This window comes from Microterricola viridarii, from assembly GCF_001542775.1.
Lineage (GTDB): Bacteria > Actinomycetota > Actinomycetes > Actinomycetales > Microbacteriaceae > Microterricola > Microterricola viridarii_A.
This window is the reverse complement of record NZ_CP014145.1, coordinates 2,021,865-2,039,726: the sequence shown is the minus strand read 5'-3', so window position 1 is coordinate 2,039,726 and position 17,862 is coordinate 2,021,865. Positions and strand designations below refer to the sequence as shown.

The following is a 17,862-nucleotide window of genomic DNA, read 5'->3' as shown; positions in this document are numbered from 1 at the left end:
TCTCCAAGTGAACCGCACTCACGGAGGGTGAACGACATGAATGCCAACTCGAACGACAACGACAAAGACAACGACATCGCTGGCGAGAATGCTGCTGGTGAGAACGCTGCTGGCGGCGCTACCGGTGCCGCGAACGGTGCCGAGAACTCGTTCGACGCTGAAGCCCGACTGCGCGCCGCAGATCCCGCGGCGGGCCTCGAGCCCAGCGCCGGCTTCGTCGACGACGTGCTCGCCCGCACCCTCGGTGCGTCGGCAGACTCCACGGCGGCCCCCGAGCCCGCCCCGGTGCACGACTTGACGGCAGAGCGGGCGCGTCGCCGCCCGCGCTGGCTGCCGATTGCCGCAGTTGCGGCCTCGATCGCGATCGTCGGCGGCGCCGCGTTCGGCCTGGGGTCGGCCACCGGGGGCAACCTCATGGCTGGTGGCCCGCTGGCTCCCGGTGGCGGCGCGGCCCCGCCCATCTCCCTGCAGTCCGGCACGGGCGCGGGTGCCATGTCGCCCCAGGGCGAAGGCATGGCGAGCGGTATCAGCGGCCTGCCCACGCCCGAGCCGATGAATATGGGCTCCGCGGGCGACAGGATGTCGATGCCGTGGGGATTCAGCCGCAACAACTTCAGCTCTTCCGGGCTGTCCACGAAGACCGGCAGTGCCGCCGGCTTCGGCTACGACGCCCGCTCGGCATCCACCCCGGAGCGAGTGGCGGCGCTCGCGGCGGCCCTCGGCGTCGAGGGAACCCCCGAGCTCAAGGACGGCGCGTGGTTGGTGGGGCCGCAGGACGGCACCGCGCCGACCGTCTACGTCAGCCTCGACGGCACCCTCAGCTTCAACTTCAACAACCCCGCGATCAGCCCCTGGCAGTGCGCGGAGCCCGCCGCCGACGGCATGTGCCCGATGCCCACGAGCCTGCCCAGCGAGCAGGCTGCGATCGACGCGCTGCGCGGCATCGTCACGGCTGCCGGGCTTGACGCCGATGCATTCGAGTTCACTTCCGACACCTGGGAGGGCTCCATTTACACCCGCACCGCGCAAGCGTGGCCCGTCGTCGACGGCCAACGCGTCGGCCAAGCCTGGTACCTCGAGATGATGGATGCCGGAGTCTTCAGCGTCTCCGGGTCACTGGCCACGCTCGTGCCCCTCGGTGAGTACGCCATTGTCAGCGAACAGGATGCCTTCAAGCGGCTCTCTGACCCGCGCTTCGGCGCGCAGATGACAGCAATGCCGATTGCCATGCGCGAGCAGACGGTCACCGATACCGGAGAGTGGGTGGCGCCGACCGAGCCGCCGGCGACGCCGTCGGCAGGCGCCGCAGTTGCGTGGCCGGTGACCGACGTGAAGATCGTCAGCGCCCGACTGGGCCTGACGAGCCAGTGGCAGCCCGACGGCAGCGTGCTCGTCGTTCCTGCCTATGAGTTCACGGATGCAGACGGCGGAACCTGGTCGGTCATCGCCGTCGACGACTCGATGCTGGACTTCGCGGGCAACTAGCTCGCGGCAACACGTCGCGGGCCGCTCGTCGGGGGACAGCGGGCCCGCGGCCTCTGCACTCTCGCCGCACCGGGTATCTGCCCAGGTGCGGCGAGAGTGCACTTTTCGTGCGGGGCAACGCGAGTGCTGCGCTAACGGCGCACTCGGGTCGAGGAAGGCGCTGGCCGGGACCGCTAGCCCCGGTCGACCGCTGCGAGGATCGCGGCCGCCAGCTCGGCCGGCTTCGTGAACTGCGGCCAGTGCCCGGTCGGCAGGTCGACGTACTCGGCGTCGCCCACCCGGGCCAGCTCGGCCAAGAAGGGCGCGCCGGCGGCCAGCCACTCGGTGACCTGGGCGGCAGTGAACTCACAGGCGATGATCGTCGTCGGCACCGCCAAGCGGCGCTCGTCGTGCAGTTGCATGGCGTCTTGCGCGACGCCGCGTGGCTCCGGGATCGCCCGGGCCCGGAACGCGGCACGGAGACCCTCGTCCAGGTCAATGAGGTCTGCGTCCTCGAACAACTCCCACGCGGGCAGCGGCACGTCGTCACCGTCGGCCGGCAGCTCGTCGTTGATCGACTCGCCCTCGCCGAGCGGCCCGGAATCGACATAGATCGCGCGCGCGATGCGGTTGGGTCGGGCATCCGTCACGCCGTAGATGATGGCGCCGCCGCCCGAATGACCGACCAGCACGACCGGGCCTTCGAGGCTGTCGACCACGGCGACGACCGCGTCGATGTGCTCGCGCAGGCCGATGCCGGAACGTGAGGCATCGACCGACTCCAACCCGGGCAGGGTGAGCGGATGCACGCGGTGTCCGGCCGCGACCAGCGGCGGTGTCACCGCATCCCACGAGCTCGCGTCCAACCAGAAACCGGGAACTAGAACGATATCCATGGCGGCAGAATACCGGGGCCCTCCGACATCCGCAGTCGAGAACTCAGTCGGAGGAGCGGCGCCCGCCCACGAAGTAGGAAATCGGGCCGATGAAGTTGATTGCGATGATGCCGGCCCAGAGCCCCTTGGGCCCGTTGACCCGCTCGGCCGGGCGTTTGGCCAGGTCAACCCATGCGGTGACCGCCAGCGCGATCTGCACAGCCCCGGCAATGATGGCTCCGGCGCGCCGGCCAGTGCTCATGTCCGCCCAGCGCTGCTTCTGCATCTGCTTCTGCATGTCCTTCTTCATGATCCACCTCGTGATCCTCTGGAGTGGTCATAGTCTCGCAGGAGTTCCCTCGATCCGAACCGGATCGCACTGGATCTCTCAGCGTCTTCCCCGCGGCAGCCCCGCTATGCCAGGGGGCCCGCGGTCGCGGCCCGGTGCTGGGCAGCCAGCGCAGCATCGAGCACCGCCTGCCGTTCCTCAAGCTTCCGCTCCAACTCCGCCACCTCCGCGAAGAACCAGATGTGCTCGCCGCGGTTGGACTCCCAGACGAAGTCACGCAGCGCCCCGCTGGCGGCCAGATGCGTGCTGATGTCGCCGATGACGGCCAGGCGGAGCTGGTAGTTCACGACCTTCTGCAGGAGAGCCCCGGCCTGCCCGGATGCCAGCCGGAAGAACTCCGGGTCGAGCCGGGAGACCGGCAGTGCGATCAGTTCCACATTCTCGATCCAGGCGTTGCCGACGAGGTCTGAGGTGTCCTCCGGGCCGACGATGGGCGCGCCGACCGGGTCGACGTGCAGCACGCGCTTTCCGCCGCTCTCGGTGATCTGAGGGGTCGGTGCGTCATGCTGTTCGTCGCTGCTCATGGTGAAAACGCTAGGCGAGATCCGCCGAGAACGGCCAGTGTTACGCGCCCAGTTACGCTGGAGGGGTGACTGACTCCCTGCCGCTCTGCCCCGAATGCTCCAGCGAACACGCCTACGAGATGGGCGCGCTGCTGGTCTGCCCGATGTGCGGCCACGAGTGGGCCGCGGCGGCAGACGGCGAGGGGGCGGATGCCGCGGCATCCGAGCCCGTGATCAAGGACGCCGTGGGCAACGTACTCGCCGACGGTGACACCGTCACGGTGATCAAGGACCTCAAGGTCAAAGGCAGCTCGACGGTCATCAAGGTCGGCACCAAGGTGCGCGGCATCCGTCTGCTGCAGGGTGTCGGCGACCACGACATCGACTGCAAGGTCGACGGCGTCGGCCCGACCCAGCTCAAGTCCAGCGTCGTCAAGAAGGTCTAGCCGGTGCGCCACGAGCTCGCCCTCGGCGACGTCACGATCAGTTTCCTGACGGATGCTGGCGGCGCCGCCGCGCCCGGCGCGGCCGACACCCGCCCCACGGTGGTGTTCCTGCACGGTTTGGCCGGCAGCGGCGCGGAGTTTGTGCCGACCGCCGAGGCGATCGGGCCCGGCTACCGCTCGGTGCTGGTCGACCTCCGCGGGCACGGCCACAGCACGCGGCATCCGGCCGACGGCTCCCGCGAGGCCTACGTGCGCGACGTCATCGCCGTGATCGAGGGCCTGGATGCGCCTGCGGGCGTCGCCCTCGTTGGCCAGTCGATGGGGGCGCACACCGCGCTGCTCGTGGCCGCCGCCCGCCCCGACCTGGTGCGCATGCTCGTTCTGCTGGAAGGCGACGTGCAGGCATCGCCGCCCGAGGCCGCCGAGCGCATCGGCGGGTACTTCGCCTCCTGGCCCGTTCCTTTCACGGATGTCGCGGCCGCCGGCGCCTTCCTCGGCGACACCGCCATCGGTCACGCCTGGCTGGCCGACCTCGAGGCGTGCGACGGCGGACTGCGCCCGCGCTTCGAGCCCGCCTTCCTGCAGACGTCGATCGCGGCGCTGCACGCGAAGGCGCGCTGGGACGAGTGGGAGACCCTGACCGTGCCGACGGCGGCGGTCTTCGCCCCGGACGGCATGTTCGACGAGGAGCGCAAGCTCGCCTTTCTTGAAGCCCGGCCCGCCACGCTGCGGGTGGACCTCGGTGCGGGCAGCCACGACGCACACCTCGACGCGACGGCGGAGTGGGCGGCCGTGCTCGGCGACCTGCTCAGCCGGATGGACTCCGACGGCCCCGTGCGCTGGGACTGGGACTGATTGCGGATTCTGCAGCCGCTGCCTAGCGTGGACGGATGCAGTTCTCACTCACCGTTGACATGGATGCCCTGACTGGCGAGCCGGAGGCGGAACTCTCCCGCATCCTGCGCTACTGGGCCGGCAACCTGAAGCACTACGAGCTGGTCGAGGGCACCCACGAGACCCTCTCGGACTCCGCCTACGTGCCCGTCGGGCAATGGCGGATCGAGCCCTCGCCCGCGTAGCCGCTCCGCGATTCGGGGCGCGCGTGCGGATGCCGCGGTGGCCCCTGAAACTGCCGCCCGCCCCATCCGGTCGGGAGGCAGCAATGCGATGGGGAGGCGACGTGCGGCCCGGAACGGCCTCCCGATCCGCCGTCAGCCTCCCAACCGGATGTCGGCGCTACTCCCACGCGACGTAACGGTGGGTACCGCGCTCCAGGCGCCGCGCGAGCGGCCCGGTCATGGCGAACACGCCGCCGATGCCGAAGCGCGCGAGGTCGTCCGTCGTCGCCACCCACCTGCGGCCGTCGGCGGCGGTGACGACCGTCTGAAACGGGCCCATCTCGTCGCCGTGTTCTGGTCGCTGCTCCTCGACCCTGCCCGCCGCGGCGGCGTCCAGAAACTCGCGCAGCACCTCGGCCCGCACGGGGTCGGCGGGCACCTCCCAGACGCCGTCGCCGAGCTGCACACGGATGCCGTCTGCGCCCTCCTCCGCCGAGCGCAGCCAGTGCAGCGCCGCCGCACCGGCGCGCTCCGGAAGGATGCTGAATGCCGAGGCGTCGTCGGAACGCACGATGCGAGCCAGTGCGCCGAAGCGGAGGGCGGCGTCATCCGCGAGCGCACGCAGCAGCACCCCCACTTCGTCACGGGAACGCAGCTCGCGCAGCCGGTCGGTGCGGGCCTCCCGTTCCTGGTGCGCCGTGCGCTCCGCAGCCAGCACGAAGTGCGGCAGATCGGTGCCGTCGGCGACGTCCAGCAGCACGAGGTACTCGCTCAGCCCATCGTCGCCCTCGTCACCGATCGAGCTCAGCGGGTGCAGTTGAGGTCGAGTGGGATCGGAGGTGAACGTGCCTGCTTGGCCGGCCACCGGGACGCGCGGGTAGCTCACCCCGGTGATGGCAGCGACGACCCCCGCAACGCGCGCCTGCGGCACCTCTGACGGAGTCTGACCATGGTTGTCGCTGAAGAAGCGGGGCACTGCGCTCGCACCCCCGAGCGCGGGGGCGAACGCGACGAGGTTGTACGTCGCGGTGTCGCCGAGCCCAATCGGCACACCGCAGCAGCCCTGCTCCCAACTGGCGATGACCACTTCGATGCGCATGGGCCAGCGCTCAGGCGCTCGCCGGCACGGCCGCCGCCGCGTCATCCGCCCGCGACCGGTCGCTGAGACGCAGGCCGAGGCCGAAGGCGAGCGCGATGAAGAACATCAGCACGCCGTAGACCGCGGCCGGCAGGCTGAGCTCGACGCTGCCGAGCACGGTCTGCGCGATCACGATGGCCAGCGTCGCGTTGTGGATGCCGATCTCGAAGGCGCTGGCGACGGCCTGGCGCCGCCCCACCCGGAACAACCGCGGCACGAAAAACCCGACGCTGAGGCTGAGCAGGCAGAACAGGGTGGTGATCCCCGCCAACTGGCCGAGGTTGGCGAGCAGGATGTCGGAGTTGGAGATGATGGAGCCGGCGATCACCACGATCAGGATCACGATCGAGGCGATGCGAACCGGCTTGTCCATTGCATCGGCGAAACCGGTGCGCCAGCGCCGCACCAGCATGCCCAGAACGACGGGGGCCAGCACGATCACGAACACCTCCACGGTCTTCGACAACTGCAGCCCGAGCGAGGTGTTGCCCGGCATGAAGTAGGCGATCGCCAGATTCGTGATGAGCGGCAGCGTGATGACCGCGATCACCGAGTTGAGCGCGGTGAGCGAGATGTTCAGGGCCACGTCGCCGCGGAACAGGTGGCTGTAGAGGTTCGCGGTCGTGCCGCCCGGCGCGGCGGCGAGCAACAGCATGCCCACCGCCTGCACCGGCGGGAGCTGGAACGCCAGAACCAGGCCGAAGCATACGAACGGCAGGATCAGCAGTTGGCAGACGAGGGCGATGAACACCGCCTTCGGCTGCTTCGCGACCCGCGAGAAGTCGCCGGCGGTCAGGCTCAAGCCCAGCCCGAACATGATGATGCCGAGGGCGACGGGCAATCCGATGGTGGTCAACGCTGATCCCATGGGCCCAGTATGGCCGAGACCCTGGCCCCCGGCGCTAGCCCCCGTTGCCGACGCGCGTTCTAGACTTCTGAGCGTGAGTGAGCAGGGCAAGACAGGCCAGGGCAGCAACGCGCAACCCGGCGACGACAGGGCTGAGGTGCTGGCCGTGATCGGGCGGGCGCTCGCCGAAGCGGTGCAGAGCTTGAGACGGGCGGATGCCGCCACCGAGGCCCTCGCGCGCTTTGAACCGCCCCGGCGCCGCGCCCTGCTGTTCACCCGCGAGGCGCAGATGGTGCCGATTGGCCGCGTGTGGCGGCTCGGCGTGTTCCTGCTCGGCACCGACGGCACGCTGTACGCGACCGGGCACACCACCCGGGCGGTGGACCCGCGGCATCCGGGCTACCAGTCGGTCTCGGCGGAGGAGCGCCGCGGCTTCCGGGCGGCGGCCTTCCGCGGGCCGTTCGAACGGGGCGAGACCGTGAACTTCGACGCGGAGCCAATTCTGCTGGATGCCGAAGTGCTGCGCTCTTCCGTCGGCGCGCTCGTTCTGCGCGACGACAGCGCGCTGGTGCGGTGGAGCCCCACGGCGCCGGATGACGCGTTGCGCCCCTTCGCCGGCTATCTCGCCGAGCGCGTCGGGCTGCTGCTCGACCGTTCTGCGTAGTGGCGCTTCGGCTTCGAGCCCAGCGCTCAGGGGTCGGTGGCTGGCTGTTCGGGTGCCGTCACCGCGTGAGAAACGGCGCGAGCGCGGCGAGCGTTGGCACGCGCCCGCGCTCAATGTGCGCGTACGCCTGAGCGGCGGCGAGTTCGGCATTGCCCTGGAGCAGCGCCTCGTAGAGCTGCTGGTGTTCCCCGGCCTGCTCGCCCTCCCGGGCGCCGTGGGTGAGGCGGAAGACCCACTCCATTCGGCCGAGCATCGGCTGGAGGCTGCGCACCAGTAGGCCGTTGCCCGAGAGCCGCACGACCTCGGCGTGGAAGCCCAGGTTCGAGGAGATGCCCTCGACATCGTCGCCGTCGGCGAACCGCGACCGGGCCTCGGCAAGGATCGCGGTCAGGCGATCCGCTGACTCGATGCCGGCGGCCAGCCGCAGCGCCGCGTGCCTCGTCGCGAACGGCTCGATGCAGAGCCGCGCGTCGAAAAGCTCCTCGACGTCGTGCCGGGTCATCGGCTTGACGACGGCGCCGCGGCGCGGCTCTGCCAGCACAAAGCCCTCGGACTCGAGGCGCTGCAGCGCCTGACGGATGGGGATACGGGAGACCGCGTAGCGCTCGGAGAGCTCGCGCTCCTTGAGCCGGCTGCCCGGCGCCGCGTCGCCGGCGATGATCGAGCGAAGCAGCGCGCGGTACACGCCCTCCGGGCGAGCCTCGCCGTGGGCGCCGGTGGCGGCCGAGGGTGTGCTGCTCGGCTGCTGCTCCATGGCGTCTCCTCGCGCGTCGGGGACCAGCCGGAACGGGCACAGTCCACTCGTGGTATCCCAAGATATCAGCACCGCCGCAAGCCCGCCAGCAACCGTCGACTTGCCGGGTGGCTACTCAGCCATTTGGGATACCATAAGGCTGATGCGCGGCCACCGAGAACCGCGCGGGCCGGTGCGGTCGCCGGCATCCGGCCCGGGAAGGACAACCAGCATGCTCATTCGCAACGCCCGCCCGTGGGGTGGCCCCGCAGCCGACGTCGAGATCGCCGACGGCGTGATCACTGGCGTGCGCGCCCACGACCCGCAGGGCGCAGCCGCGCCGGATGCCGTCGAGGGCCGCGGCCGTCTGCTGCTGCCCGCGTTCAGCGACGTGCACGTGCACCTCGACTCGACGCGGATCGGGCTGCCGTTCCGCGAGCACACCGGCAGCCCCGGGGTCTGGGGGATGATGCTGAATGACAGGAACAACTGGCGCGACGCCGAGATCGGTCTGCCCGAGCGGGTGGCCGGCACGCTGGAACGGATGATCGCCAACGGCACCACCCGGGTGCGCAGCTACGCGCAGGTCGACGTGGACTGCGGCCTGGAGAAGTTCGACGCGGTGCTCGCCGCGAAGGAGGCCTTCGCCGAGCAGGCCGACGTGCAGATCATGACGTTCCCGCAGGCCGGCATCCTGCGCGAACCCGGCACCGTCGAGGTACTCGAGGAGTCGCTGCGGCAGGGCGCCGACGTGATGGGCGGCATCGACCCCAGCCAGCTCGACCGCGACCCGGCGAAACACCTCGACATCGTCTTCGGCCTCGCCGAGAAATACCAGGTCGAGGTCGACATCCACCTGCACGAGCCCGGCGAGCTGGGCGTGTTCAGCACCGAGCTGATCCTGGAGCGCACCCGCGCACTCGGTATGCAGGGCAAGGTGACGCTCTCGCACGCCTACGAGCTCGGCTCGGTTTCCGAGGCCGTCAGCCGCCGGCTGATCGAGGAGTTCGCCGAGCTCGACATCGCAATGGCCACCGTCGCCCCGGCCGCCCGGCGCCCGCTCTCGCTGCTGCAGCTGGTCGAGGCCGGCGTGCGTGTCGGGCTGGGCGAGGACGGCCAGCGCGACTACTGGAGCCCCTACGGCAACTGCGACATGCTCGACCGCACCTGGCAACTGGCGTTCACCAACGGATTCCGCCGCGACGAGCACATTGAGCTCGCCCTCGCCGTCGCCACGCTCGGCGGGGCCAGCATCATGAGCCACGACGCCCCGCGCGTGACCGGGCTGGGCAGCCGGCAGGGCCTCGCCGTCGGCGACCGGGCCGAGCTTCTGCTGGTGGACGGCGAGACACCGACGAGCGCCGTGATGGACAGGGGCGTCGACCGCACCGTCATCCACAACGGCCGGGTCGTCGCCGACGGGCTCCGTGTCGTCGGCCGCTGAGGTGGGCATCACCGACGCTCCCGCTGCCGCCATCCGCGCCACGCGCCCGCGCACGGCGACGCTGGGGCTGGTCGCCGCGCTCCTCGTCGGGGTGAACCTCCGACCGGCGATCACCTCCGTCGCCGCGCTGCTCGGTGAGACGGGCGCGCACTTCGGCCTGGATGCCGGGGCGACGACGGCGCTCGTCACGCTGCCGGTCATCGCCTTTGGCCTGACGGCGCCGCTCGGCCCGTGGCTCGCCCGGCGCATCGGGGTGGGCCGCGCGCTCGGCTGGGTGATGCTCGCGCTTGCTGCCGCCCTCGTGCTGCGTGTCGCGCTGCCCGGGCAGTTGTTGCTCGGCACCGCCGTGGCCGGCACCGCGATCATGGCCGCCGGCACGCTGTTGCCGCAATACCTGAAGTCACTGAACGCGGGCGGGCTCTGGGTCGGGCTGAGCAGCATGTCGTTCGGTGTCGGTGCGGCGCTCGGCGCCGGGCTCTCCGTGCCGCTGCACCACGCGCTGGGCGAGAGCGTCCCGCTCGCCCTCGGCGTGTGGGCGGTGCCCGCCGTGGTGGCCGCGCTCGCGATGACATTCGTGGCCAGTCGGTCCGGCATCCGGCTGCCCGGTCACGCCCGGCCGCGGCTTGCGCTGCCCGCCGGTGGGGTGCGCACGCTCGTGCTCGTCACCGTCGTGTTCGGGCTGCAGGCCCTGCTCTACTTCGCCGTGACCGCGTGGCTGCCGCTGTTCCTGGCCGACCGGGGCGAACCAGCTGCCGTGCGCGGCGGTCTGCTGGCATGGTTCAGCATCGCCGGCTTCCTGCCGACCATGCTGACCCCCATCATTGCCAGACGGCCGGGGGTGCTGCGCTGGTTCGGGCCGGGGCTGGGCTTGGTGGTTGCGCTCGGCGTTGCCTGGTTGTTCGTGGCGGGTGGCGGGCAGTACTTCTGGGTCGTCGGCCTGCTCGGCGCGGTGCAGAGCGCCGCGTTCGGCCTGGCGATCAGCCTCATCGTCGGCCTCTCCGCGAACGCGCACACCGCCGGCGTCGTCTCGGCCATCGGCCAGGGTGTCGGCTACGTGCTGGCGGGTGCGGGTTCGCTCCTCATCGGCCTGGTGCACACGGCATCCGGCGACTGGACGCCCAGCTTCGTGCTGATGGGCGTGTTCGCGATTGCGCTCAGCATCGCGACGGCGCTGCTCATCCGGCGGCCGCCGATCGACCTGGTCGCGGTGTCTGCGGACGAGGTGCAGAATCCGGCGCACGAGGCGGTCGAGCGCCGCTGAGGCCGTGCCTGACACCCGGCGGGGCCGCATAGGGTTGACGGGTGACTGCAACACTCGTGGCCCAGGGCCTTGCCGGCGGATACGCCCACCGCACGCTGTTCGAATCGCTCGACCTGACCGTCGCCCCCGGCGACGTGGTGGGGGTTGTCGGCGCCAACGGCGCGGGCAAGTCGACGCTGCTGCGCATCCTCGGCGGTGAGCTCGAGCCGCAGGCCGGCACCGTCAGCCTCTCGCCCAAGGACGCCTTCGTCGGCTGGCTGCCGCAGGAGCACGAGCGCGTGCCGGGCGAGAGCATCTCGGCCTACATCGCGCGGCGCACCGGCTGCGCCGAGGCCACCGAGCAGATGGATGCCGCCGCGGCCGCCCTCGGCGATCCCAGCCTGGCCGCGCCCGGCACCGACCCCGGCGACGTGTACGCCGTCGCGCTGGAGCGCTGGCTGGCCAGCGGCGCCGCCGACCTCGACGAGCGGCTGCCCGTGGTGCTGGCCGACCTCGGAATCACGCTTGAGGGCGGCTCTCCGCTCAGCGCCGACTCACTGATGACCTCACTCTCCGGCGGGCAGGCGGCCCGCGTCGGCCTCGCTGCGCTGCTCCTCTCCCGCTTCGACATCGTGCTGCTCGACGAGCCGACCAACGACCTCGACCTGGACGGCCTCGACCGCTTGGAGGCCTTCGTCACCGGCATCCGGGGCGGCGTCGTTCTGGTCAGCCACGACCGCGAGTTCCTCGCCCGCAGCGTCACCAAGGTGTTGGAGCTCGACCTGGCGCAGAACAGCAACCGGGTGTTCGGGGGCGGCTACGACTCCTACCTCGAGGAGCGGGCCATTGCCCGCCAGCACAAGCGCGACGACTACGAGGAGTTCGCGGCCAAGAAGGCCGACCTCGTCGGGCGTGCCCGCGTCCAGCGCGAATGGTCGAGCCAGGGCGTGCGCAACGCCATGAAGAAGTCGCCGGACAACGACAAGATCCGCCGCAAGGCCGCGGCGGAATCCAGCGAGAAGCAGGCCCAGAAGGTGCGCCAGATGGAGAGCCGGATCGCGCGCCTGGACGAGGTGGAGGAACCGCGCAAGGAGTGGCAGCTCGAGTTCACCATCGGTGCCGCCCCGCGCTCCAGCTCGGTGGTCAGCACGCTGAATGCCGCCCTGTTCCGGCAGGGTGACTTCACGCTCGGGCCGGTGTCTCTGCAGGTCAACGCGGGGGAGCGCATCGGCATCACCGGGCCGAACGGCGCCGGCAAGTCGACGCTGCTGCGTGCCCTGCTCGGCCGTCAGGTTCCGGATGCCGGCACCGCCAGCCTCGGCGTCAACGTGTCGATCGGCGAGATTGACCAGGCCCGCTCACAGCTGGTCGGCGACACCCCGCTCGCCGAGGCCTTCGAGGCGCTGGTGCCAGAGATGGCGGCCGCCGAGGTGCGCACCCTGCTCGCCAAGTTCGGCCTGAAGGCCGACCACGTGCTACGCCCCGTCGACGCGCTGTCGCCGGGGAGCGCACCCGAGCAGGGCTCGCCCTGCTGCAGGCGCGCGGCGTGAACGTGCTGGTGCTCGACGAGCCGACCAACCACCTCGACCTGGCCGCGATCGAGCAGCTCGAGCAGGCGCTGGAGAGCTACGAGGGCACGCTGCTGCTCGTCACCCACGACCGCCGCATGCTTGAGACGGTGCGCATCGACCGCCGCTGGGCCGTCGAATCCGGAACCGTCACCGAGCTCTAGGCGAGCGTCAGCGCGGGCCGGCCGGCAACTCCAGCACCGTCTTGCCCGGCAGCGCCGTGCCGTCGGCGATCTCGCGGTGCGCCTCCTCGACGCTCTCGATCGGTAGCACCCGCCCAATCAGGGGGCGGGCCTGCCCGGACTCGAACCAGGGCCAGACGTCGGCGCGCACCCTGGCCACCACCGCCGCCTTGGACGTCGGGCCGGTGCGCGCGCGGGAGCGGAGGGTGGTGGCATGAACGCTCAGCCGGCGCGTGAACATCGATGCGAGATCGAGGGTGGCGCTCGAGCCGCCGAGGCCGGCCACGATCATCAGTCGGCCGTCGTCGGCCAGGCTGTCGAGGTTGCGCTGCAGGTAGCTGCCGCCGACGACGTCCAGGATGACGTTGACACCGCGGCCGGCGGTGAGCTCGGCCACCACGGCAACGAAGTCCTCGCTGCGGTAGTCGATGCCGCGCACTGCGCCCCACCGCTCGGTGGCGCGGGCGCGCTCTGGCGAACCCGCCGTCGCAAACACGGTGTACCCGGCGCAGGCCGCGAGTTGGACCGCCATGCTGCCGAGCCCGCTGGCGCCGCCGTGGATGAGTGCGGCCTCGCCAGGCAGCGGCGCGCTGAAGCCCATCGCCAGATTGGACCAGACGGTGCAGAGCGACTCGGGCAGGGACGCGGCCTCAACCAGCGAGAGCGTCGCAGGAACGGGCAGCAGTTGGGTCGCGGGCACCGCCACCCGCTCGGCGTAGCCACCGCCGTTCAGGAGCGCGCATACACGGTCGCCGACCGCCCAACCCTGCACCGCCGAACCGACTTCGCTGATGACGCCGGCGCACTCCAGGCCGAGAATCGGTGAATCGCCGGCGGGGACGGGGTATCCGCCCTGGCGCTGCATCAGGTCGGCCCGGTTGACGGCGGTTGCGGCGACATCGATCACGACCTCGTCGGCGGCCGGCACCGGGTCGTCCGTCTCCGCCCAATACAGTTCTGTCCGGCCCTGGCCAGTGCCGGCTGCGTCCTCCACGATTGCTTTCACAGCATCGGAGGCTAGCAGGGTGCTAGCGGGACTGGCGCTTCTTGTACGGCAGCGGCTCGCCCTTGACCCGCGGCGCCCGGCCCTTGCCCTTGTTGGCCTTGGCCTTGCCGCCCGCCTTCGGGGCCGGCGGCTTGTTGGCCGCGTCGTACGCGGCGATCTCGGCCACGGCGGTCGCGAGGAACATCTCGCCGGCCGGCGTCAGGCTCATGGTGCTGGTGGCGCGGTTGATGAGGTGGGCGCCGACGAGGGCCTCCACCTGGTTCAGGGAGCCGCTGAGGGTGGCGTGCGAGACGCCGAGGGCGCTCGCAGCCTTGGCCAGGTCGAGCTCGGTCGCCACAGTGACGTAGTGCCTGAGCAGGGAGATGTCCACGGGACGCCTTTCGAAGGTCCGCGCCGATGCGCGGTTCTCCCAGAGTACGCGGTCGCGCTGTGCGCCAGCCCCGCAGCGGCCGCGACAGGCTCCGCAGCCGCTGCGCCGCCGGGCTCAGGCAGCGCCGAAGCGCTGCACCGCCCGGGCGTGCGCCTTCAGCGCCTCTTCTTCGCGGTTCTTCGGCGGCGCGGTGCTCACCAGGTCCTCGAGCAGATGACGCGTCACATGCGCGACCTCGGCGACCGCTCGCTCGAACGCGTCCCTGTTCGCCTGAGATGGATTCGTGGACCCGCTGATCTTGCGCACGTACTGCAGCGCAGCGGCGTACACCTCGTCGTCGGTGGCCTCTGGCTCGAAATTGTGCAGCGTGTGGATGTTTCGGCACATGCTCAGAGGCTAGCCAGCTGCATCCGCCCCCGAAAGCCCCGCCACGAATACTGTGTACAGGATGCGCTGGCGACAGCGACTAAACTGAGCAATCGTCTGGGCCATACGGCTGGACGGTAGTTGGATCGACAGGGCTTGTCAGAATCCGTGACAAGAAGGGCCCATCGGCATGAGCGCGCAGTCCACCACCCCCGAGGCGCACCTGGCCAGACGCGGCACGATCGGCGCCGCCACCCAGGTCGGCACCGAGGTGAGCATCAATCTCGGCTCGGCACTGGCCGGCGTCGCGATGCCGCTCGTCGGCGCCCCCGTGGTCGTCGCCGTGCGCCAGATCGTGATGACGCTTGTGCTGGTGCCGATCTACCGGCCGAAGCGCGCCGAGCTCAGCTGGGCCAGGCTCTGGCCCGCCGTCGCGCTCGGCGTGGTGATGGCCGTGATGAACCTCAGCTTCTACGCCTCGGTGCACATCATCGGGCTCGGGTTGGCCGCGACGATCGAGTTCCTCGGCCCGCTGGCGCTGGCGCTCGCGGTGAGCCGCCGCCTGCTCGACTTCGTGTGCGCGCTCGCGGCCGGCGCCGGGGTCGTGCTGCTCACCGGACTCGACGGCACGGTGGATCTGGTGGGCATTACCCTCGCGCTGATCGCGGGCGCGTCCTGGGCCGGCTACATCCTGTTCACGCGCCGCGTCGCGCTCACACTGCCCGGGCTGGAAGGGCTGACCGTGGCCGGAATCGTCAGCCTCGTGCTCGTGCTTCCGATCGCCATCTTCACGTTCGACGCAGCCGCGCTGGACTGGGGTCTCCTCGGACTGCTCGTGGCCATCGGAGTGCTCTCCTCCGCGCTGCCGTACAGCCTGGACACCTTCATCCTGCGCCGGGTCGACACCCGGGTGTACGCGATCATCACCGCCTGCGGCCCGGCCATCGCCGCTCTGTTCGGCTGGCTGATCTTGGGTGAGCAGTTCAGCGCGCTGCAGATCGTCGCGATCGGCCTCGTCTGCGCCGCCGCGGCCACGGCGATCGCCACGCAGAGCCAGCGACCGAGCTCCGACCTGGAGCGCACGGCCGAGGCCCAGCTCTAGGCAGGGCAGCGCGGCGACCCTGCCCCGCTGGTTGCTCCGTTGGCTCGAGGGAGCGTGCGACCGAAGCCAACCGGCCGGCACCCGGGGGAGCGGATGCCGGGGCGGCGCGATCCGGTTGACTCTCGGGCTTCGGGCGCTGCGCTGCTCCTTCGTCGCGGCGCGGCGCCCTCCAGCCAGCGGGGCAGGGCGGCGCGGCGACCTTGCCCCGCTGGTTGAGCTTGTCGAAACCCCTGCGTTGGCTCGAGGGAGCGTGCGACCGAAGCCAGTCGCCCGGCATCTGGCGGAGCGGATCGGATGCCGGCGCGGCGCGGCGACCTTGCCCCGCTGGTTGAGCTTGTCGAAACCCCTGCGTTAGCTCGAGGGAGCCTGCGACCGAAGCCAGTCGGCCGGCACCCGGGGGAGCGGATGCCGGCGCGGCGCGGCGGCCCTGCTCCGCTGGTTGAGCTTGTCGAAACCCCTCCGTTGGCTCGAAGGAACGTGCGACTGAAGCCAACCGGCCGAGTCCCGTGCGGGCCCGGCCGGCCGGACACCGGTTAGTGGCCGGCGTGCACGCCCTCCATGTCGGCCGGCTTCTTGACGAAGAAGGCGCCGACGATGGCGAACATCGAGATGATCGCGCCGATCGTGAAGGCCGCCCGGGTTCCGCCGGCCGCCGCGGCATCCGCCGCCGCGCCGCCCGCGAGCAACTGCGCCGTCTGCGACGCCAGCACCGTGATGAACAGCGCCGTGCCCGCGGCCCCCGCCAGCTGCTGCAGCGTCGAGAGCATGGCGCTGGCGTGCGAGTAGAACCGCGGCGTGACGGCACCGAGCGCCGAGGTGAACAGCGGCGTGAAGATCAGCGCCAGGCCGAAGCTCATCACCATGTGGGCGGCGAGCAGGAACCAGATCGAGGTGTTCTCGTCGACGATGGTGAGCGTCCAGAGCACCGCGCTGACCAGGATCGTGCCGGGCACCAGCAGCGGCCGCGGCCCGAAACGGTCGAACAGACGGCCGACGAACGGCGCGATGACACCCATCAGGATGCCGCCAGGCAGCAGAAGCAGGCCGGCCGTCACCGGGTCGAGTTCCAGCACGCCGAGCATGAACAGCGGCAGCACGATGATCACGCCGAACAGCGAAGCCATCATCACCAGCATCATGCCGAGTGAGATCGTGAACTGCGGGAAGCGGAAGGTGCGCAGGTCGAGCAGCGCCTGGTCTCGGCGCTGCAGCTGCAACTGGCGCAGCACGAACAGCACCAGCGCGATGCCGCCGCCGATCAGGCCGACGATCGCGGGGTTCACCGCGCCGGTCGACGTGGCTCCGACCGCGCTGAGGCCGTAGATGAGCCCGCCGAAGCCGATGGCGGAGAGCACCACGGACAGCAGATCCAGCGGCACCTTGGTCGGGGTGCTCACGTTCTCCACCTTGCGCATGCCATACGCCAGCATGGCCAGGCCGATCGGCAGCATGACACCGAAGATGCCGCGCCAGCCGAAGCTGTTCAGCATCAGTCCGGAGAAGGTCGGGCCGATGGCCGGGGCCACCGACATGACGATGGAGACGTTGCCCATCATCTTGCCGCGGTGGTGCGGCGGCACCAGCGTCATCAGCGTGGTCATGAGCAGCGGCATCATGATCGCCGTGCCGGATGCCTGCACCACGCGCGCCGCGAGCAGAACCTCGAAGCTCGGCGCGAGGAACGCGATGGCGGTGCCCACGGTGAACAGCGACATCGCGGCGATGTAGATCGGGCGCGTGTTGAAGCGCTGCAGCAGGTAGCCGGTGATGGGGATGACAACGGCCATTGTCAGCAGGAACGCGGTGGTCAGCCACTGGCCGGCGCGTTCGTCGACGTGCAGGCTCTCCATGATCGGGCGGAGGGCGACGCCCATCGTGGTCTCGTTCAGGAACACCACGAACGTGGAGGCGACGAGCAGCCAGATCACCTTGTTATTGCGGCGTTCGACGGCAGGGTCTAGTTGGCGGGGAACCGAGCTCGTGTCAAGAGCCTCGGCATCGGAAGCGGTGCGTTCAGTCACAGTCAATTTTCGTTTCGATGAAGGTTGAGAGGGCGTATTGCGCAGGGAGAGCAATCAGCGTCGGCAGGGGGCCGGTGCGACGGCGACGCGTTGTCGCCCGAATGTCGCGGTCACCCCGTCGAGGTTTTCAGTGGATGCCAGTGGTGAGGTCAGTCAGCGTCGGAAGATCTACCTGTCAGCTCAGCGCCGACACCGGCAAATCTATTCCCGACCACCGACAGCACTCTGCGGCGTTGCTCTCGTGCAGTGTTGCTCGGATGCGCTGCTACTCGGATGCGCTGCTACTCAGATGCGCCGGGCGGCGCCGGCATCCGGGCTGCGGTGAAAAGGGTGGCGACGCTCAGGGAGCGGGCGCCGGGCCATCCGTCGGAGTCGGGGTGGGCAGCCACCCCTTCAGAATCGACTCCTCGGGCGCCAGCAGCTCCTCGTCCGAGAGGTCGTGGTCATCTCGGTTCGTGTTTGCTGATGGAGTGCTCATCTTTTCAC

Annotated in this window: 19 protein-coding genes and 1 pseudogene; 9 read left to right on the top strand and 11 right to left on the bottom strand. The window is 70.4% G+C overall.

What is annotated here, in order from left to right:
* Positions 1–36: 36 nt before the first annotated feature.
* Positions 37–1,485, top strand: a complete 1,449-nt coding sequence (locus tag AWU67_RS09415; RefSeq protein ID WP_129586679.1) for a hypothetical protein — start codon at positions 37–39, stop codon at positions 1,483–1,485.
* Positions 1,486–1,658: 173 nt separating this feature from the next.
* On the opposite strand, the gene AWU67_RS09410 is transcribed toward AWU67_RS09415, so the two are convergent.
* From AWU67_RS09410 to AWU67_RS09400, 3 genes are all read right to left on the bottom strand, one after another.
* Entirely contained in the window at positions 1,659–2,360 is a 702-nt protein-coding gene (locus AWU67_RS09410; RefSeq protein ID WP_067228203.1) for an alpha/beta fold hydrolase, read from the bottom strand.
* 43 nt (positions 2,361–2,403) lie between these two features.
* A complete protein-coding gene (locus AWU67_RS09405; protein ID WP_234407209.1) occupies positions 2,404–2,649 on the bottom strand; it encodes a PLD nuclease N-terminal domain-containing protein in 246 nt (81 codons plus the stop codon).
* A gap of 104 nt (positions 2,650–2,753) precedes the next feature.
* Positions 2,754–3,212, bottom strand: coding sequence for a DUF4180 domain-containing protein (locus AWU67_RS09400; RefSeq protein ID WP_082716890.1), 459 nt, complete (start codon positions 3,210–3,212; stop codon positions 2,754–2,756).
* Positions 3,213–3,277: 65 nt separating this feature from the next.
* Between AWU67_RS09400 and AWU67_RS09395 the strand changes: the two genes are divergently transcribed.
* The 3 genes from AWU67_RS09395 to AWU67_RS09385 are packed head-to-tail and all read left to right on the top strand — an operon-like array spanning position 3,278 to position 4,716.
* Positions 3,278–3,637, top strand: coding sequence for a zinc ribbon domain-containing protein YjdM (locus tag AWU67_RS09395; protein ID WP_067228200.1), 360 nt, complete (start codon positions 3,278–3,280; stop codon positions 3,635–3,637).
* 3 nt (positions 3,638–3,640) lie between these two features.
* Positions 3,641–4,492 carry an alpha/beta fold hydrolase gene (locus AWU67_RS09390; RefSeq protein ID WP_067228198.1) on the top strand — a complete coding sequence of 284 codons (852 nt, stop codon included), beginning with the start codon at positions 3,641–3,643 and terminating at the stop codon, positions 4,490–4,492.
* A 35-nt stretch (positions 4,493–4,527) separates the two neighbouring features.
* On the top strand, positions 4,528–4,716 hold the full coding sequence (locus AWU67_RS09385) for a hypothetical protein (protein ID WP_067228196.1): 189 nt from the start codon (positions 4,528–4,530) through the stop codon (positions 4,714–4,716).
* A gap of 157 nt (positions 4,717–4,873) precedes the next feature.
* Here the strand turns inward: AWU67_RS09385 and AWU67_RS09380 are convergent, their stop codons facing one another.
* Together AWU67_RS09380 and AWU67_RS09375 are read right to left on the bottom strand one after the other, a co-directional pair.
* Complete coding sequence (locus AWU67_RS09380) at positions 4,874–5,794, bottom strand: DUF6578 domain-containing protein (RefSeq protein ID WP_067228193.1); 921 nt, start codon at positions 5,792–5,794, stop codon at positions 4,874–4,876.
* A gap of 10 nt (positions 5,795–5,804) precedes the next feature.
* Complete coding sequence (locus AWU67_RS09375) at positions 5,805–6,701, bottom strand: bile acid:sodium symporter family protein (RefSeq protein ID WP_067228190.1); 897 nt, start codon at positions 6,699–6,701, stop codon at positions 5,805–5,807.
* Positions 6,702–6,774: 73 nt separating this feature from the next.
* Here AWU67_RS09375 and AWU67_RS09370 point away from each other — a divergent pair, with 73 nt between their 5' ends.
* Entirely contained in the window at positions 6,775–7,344 is a 570-nt protein-coding gene (locus AWU67_RS09370) for a hypothetical protein (protein ID WP_234407208.1), read from the top strand.
* Between the two features lie 58 nt (positions 7,345–7,402).
* Here AWU67_RS09370 and AWU67_RS09365 read toward each other — a convergent pair whose 3' ends face one another.
* Entirely contained in the window at positions 7,403–8,098 is a 696-nt protein-coding gene (locus tag AWU67_RS09365) for a GntR family transcriptional regulator (protein WP_082716889.1), read from the bottom strand.
* Between the two features lie 211 nt (positions 8,099–8,309).
* Between AWU67_RS09365 and AWU67_RS09360 the strand changes: the two genes are divergently transcribed.
* From AWU67_RS09360 to AWU67_RS17870, 3 genes and pseudogenes are all read left to right on the top strand, one after another.
* On the top strand, positions 8,310–9,521 hold the full coding sequence (locus tag AWU67_RS09360) for an amidohydrolase family protein (RefSeq protein WP_067228188.1): 1,212 nt from the start codon (positions 8,310–8,312) through the stop codon (positions 9,519–9,521).
* 1 nt (position 9,522) lies between these two features.
* Positions 9,523–10,782 carry an MFS transporter gene (locus AWU67_RS09355; protein ID WP_067228186.1) on the top strand — a complete coding sequence of 420 codons (1,260 nt, stop codon included), beginning with the start codon at positions 9,523–9,525 and terminating at the stop codon, positions 10,780–10,782.
* Between the two features lie 41 nt (positions 10,783–10,823).
* Positions 10,824–12,493: pseudogene (locus AWU67_RS17870) on the top strand (ABC-F family ATP-binding cassette domain-containing protein).
* A 7-nt stretch (positions 12,494–12,500) separates the two neighbouring features.
* On the opposite strand, the gene AWU67_RS09345 reads toward AWU67_RS17870, so the two are convergent.
* The 3 genes from AWU67_RS09345 to AWU67_RS09335 form a co-directional block, all read right to left on the bottom strand.
* On the bottom strand, positions 12,501–13,517 hold the full coding sequence (locus AWU67_RS09345; RefSeq protein WP_199922278.1) for an NAD(P)H-quinone oxidoreductase: 1,017 nt from the start codon (positions 13,515–13,517) through the stop codon (positions 12,501–12,503).
* A gap of 22 nt (positions 13,518–13,539) precedes the next feature.
* Positions 13,540–13,887 carry a LysR family transcriptional regulator gene (locus AWU67_RS09340; protein ID WP_067228183.1) on the bottom strand — a complete coding sequence of 116 codons (348 nt, stop codon included), beginning with the start codon at positions 13,885–13,887 and terminating at the stop codon, positions 13,540–13,542.
* 114 nt (positions 13,888–14,001) lie between these two features.
* Entirely contained in the window at positions 14,002–14,274 is a 273-nt protein-coding gene (locus tag AWU67_RS09335) for a DUF2277 domain-containing protein (RefSeq protein ID WP_067228181.1), read from the bottom strand.
* A gap of 169 nt (positions 14,275–14,443) precedes the next feature.
* On the opposite strand from AWU67_RS09335, the gene AWU67_RS09330 reads away from it, so the two are divergent.
* Entirely contained in the window at positions 14,444–15,355 is a 912-nt protein-coding gene (locus AWU67_RS09330; RefSeq protein ID WP_067228179.1) for an EamA family transporter, read from the top strand.
* Between the two features lie 533 nt (positions 15,356–15,888).
* On the opposite strand, the gene AWU67_RS09325 is transcribed toward AWU67_RS09330, so the two are convergent.
* A complete protein-coding gene (locus AWU67_RS09325; protein WP_067228177.1) occupies positions 15,889–17,376 on the bottom strand; it encodes an MDR family MFS transporter in 1,488 nt (495 codons plus the stop codon).
* A gap of 340 nt (positions 17,377–17,716) precedes the next feature.
* On the bottom strand, positions 17,717–17,854 hold the full coding sequence (locus AWU67_RS17525; protein ID WP_199922277.1) for a hypothetical protein: 138 nt from the start codon (positions 17,852–17,854) through the stop codon (positions 17,717–17,719).
* Between the last annotated feature and the right edge of the window lie 8 nt (positions 17,855–17,862).

What these genes read in the sequence shown, in the direction of transcription:
- AWU67_RS09415 (WP_129586679.1), top strand. Translation starts at nt 37, where the DNA reads ATGAATGCCAACTCGAACGACAACGACAAAGACAACGACATCGCTGGC.
- AWU67_RS09405 (WP_234407209.1), bottom strand. Translation starts at nt 2,649, where the DNA reads ATGAAGAAGGACATGCAGAAGCAGATGCAGAAGCAGCGCTGGGCGGAC.
- AWU67_RS09375 (WP_067228190.1), bottom strand. Translation starts at nt 6,701, where the DNA reads ATGGGATCAGCGTTGACCACCATCGGATTGCCCGTCGCCCTCGGCATC.
- AWU67_RS09410 (WP_067228203.1), bottom strand. Translation starts at nt 2,360, where the DNA reads ATGGATATCGTTCTAGTTCCCGGTTTCTGGTTGGACGCGAGCTCGTGG.
- AWU67_RS09365 (WP_082716889.1), bottom strand. Translation starts at nt 8,098, where the DNA reads ATGGAGCAGCAGCCGAGCAGCACACCCTCGGCCGCCACCGGCGCCCAC.
- AWU67_RS09400 (WP_082716890.1), bottom strand. Translation starts at nt 3,212, where the DNA reads ATGAGCAGCGACGAACAGCATGACGCACCGACCCCTCAGATCACCGAG.
- AWU67_RS09330 (WP_067228179.1), top strand. Translation starts at nt 14,444, where the DNA reads ATGAGCGCGCAGTCCACCACCCCCGAGGCGCACCTGGCCAGACGCGGC.
- AWU67_RS09335 (WP_067228181.1), bottom strand. Translation starts at nt 14,274, where the DNA reads ATGTGCCGAAACATCCACACGCTGCACAATTTCGAGCCAGAGGCCACC.
- AWU67_RS17525 (WP_199922277.1), bottom strand. Translation starts at nt 17,854, where the DNA reads ATGAGCACTCCATCAGCAAACACGAACCGAGATGACCACGACCTCTCG.
- AWU67_RS09380 (WP_067228193.1), bottom strand. Translation starts at nt 5,794, where the DNA reads ATGCGCATCGAAGTGGTCATCGCCAGTTGGGAGCAGGGCTGCTGCGGT.
- AWU67_RS09360 (WP_067228188.1), top strand. Translation starts at nt 8,310, where the DNA reads ATGCTCATTCGCAACGCCCGCCCGTGGGGTGGCCCCGCAGCCGACGTC.
- AWU67_RS09385 (WP_067228196.1), top strand. Translation starts at nt 4,528, where the DNA reads ATGCAGTTCTCACTCACCGTTGACATGGATGCCCTGACTGGCGAGCCG.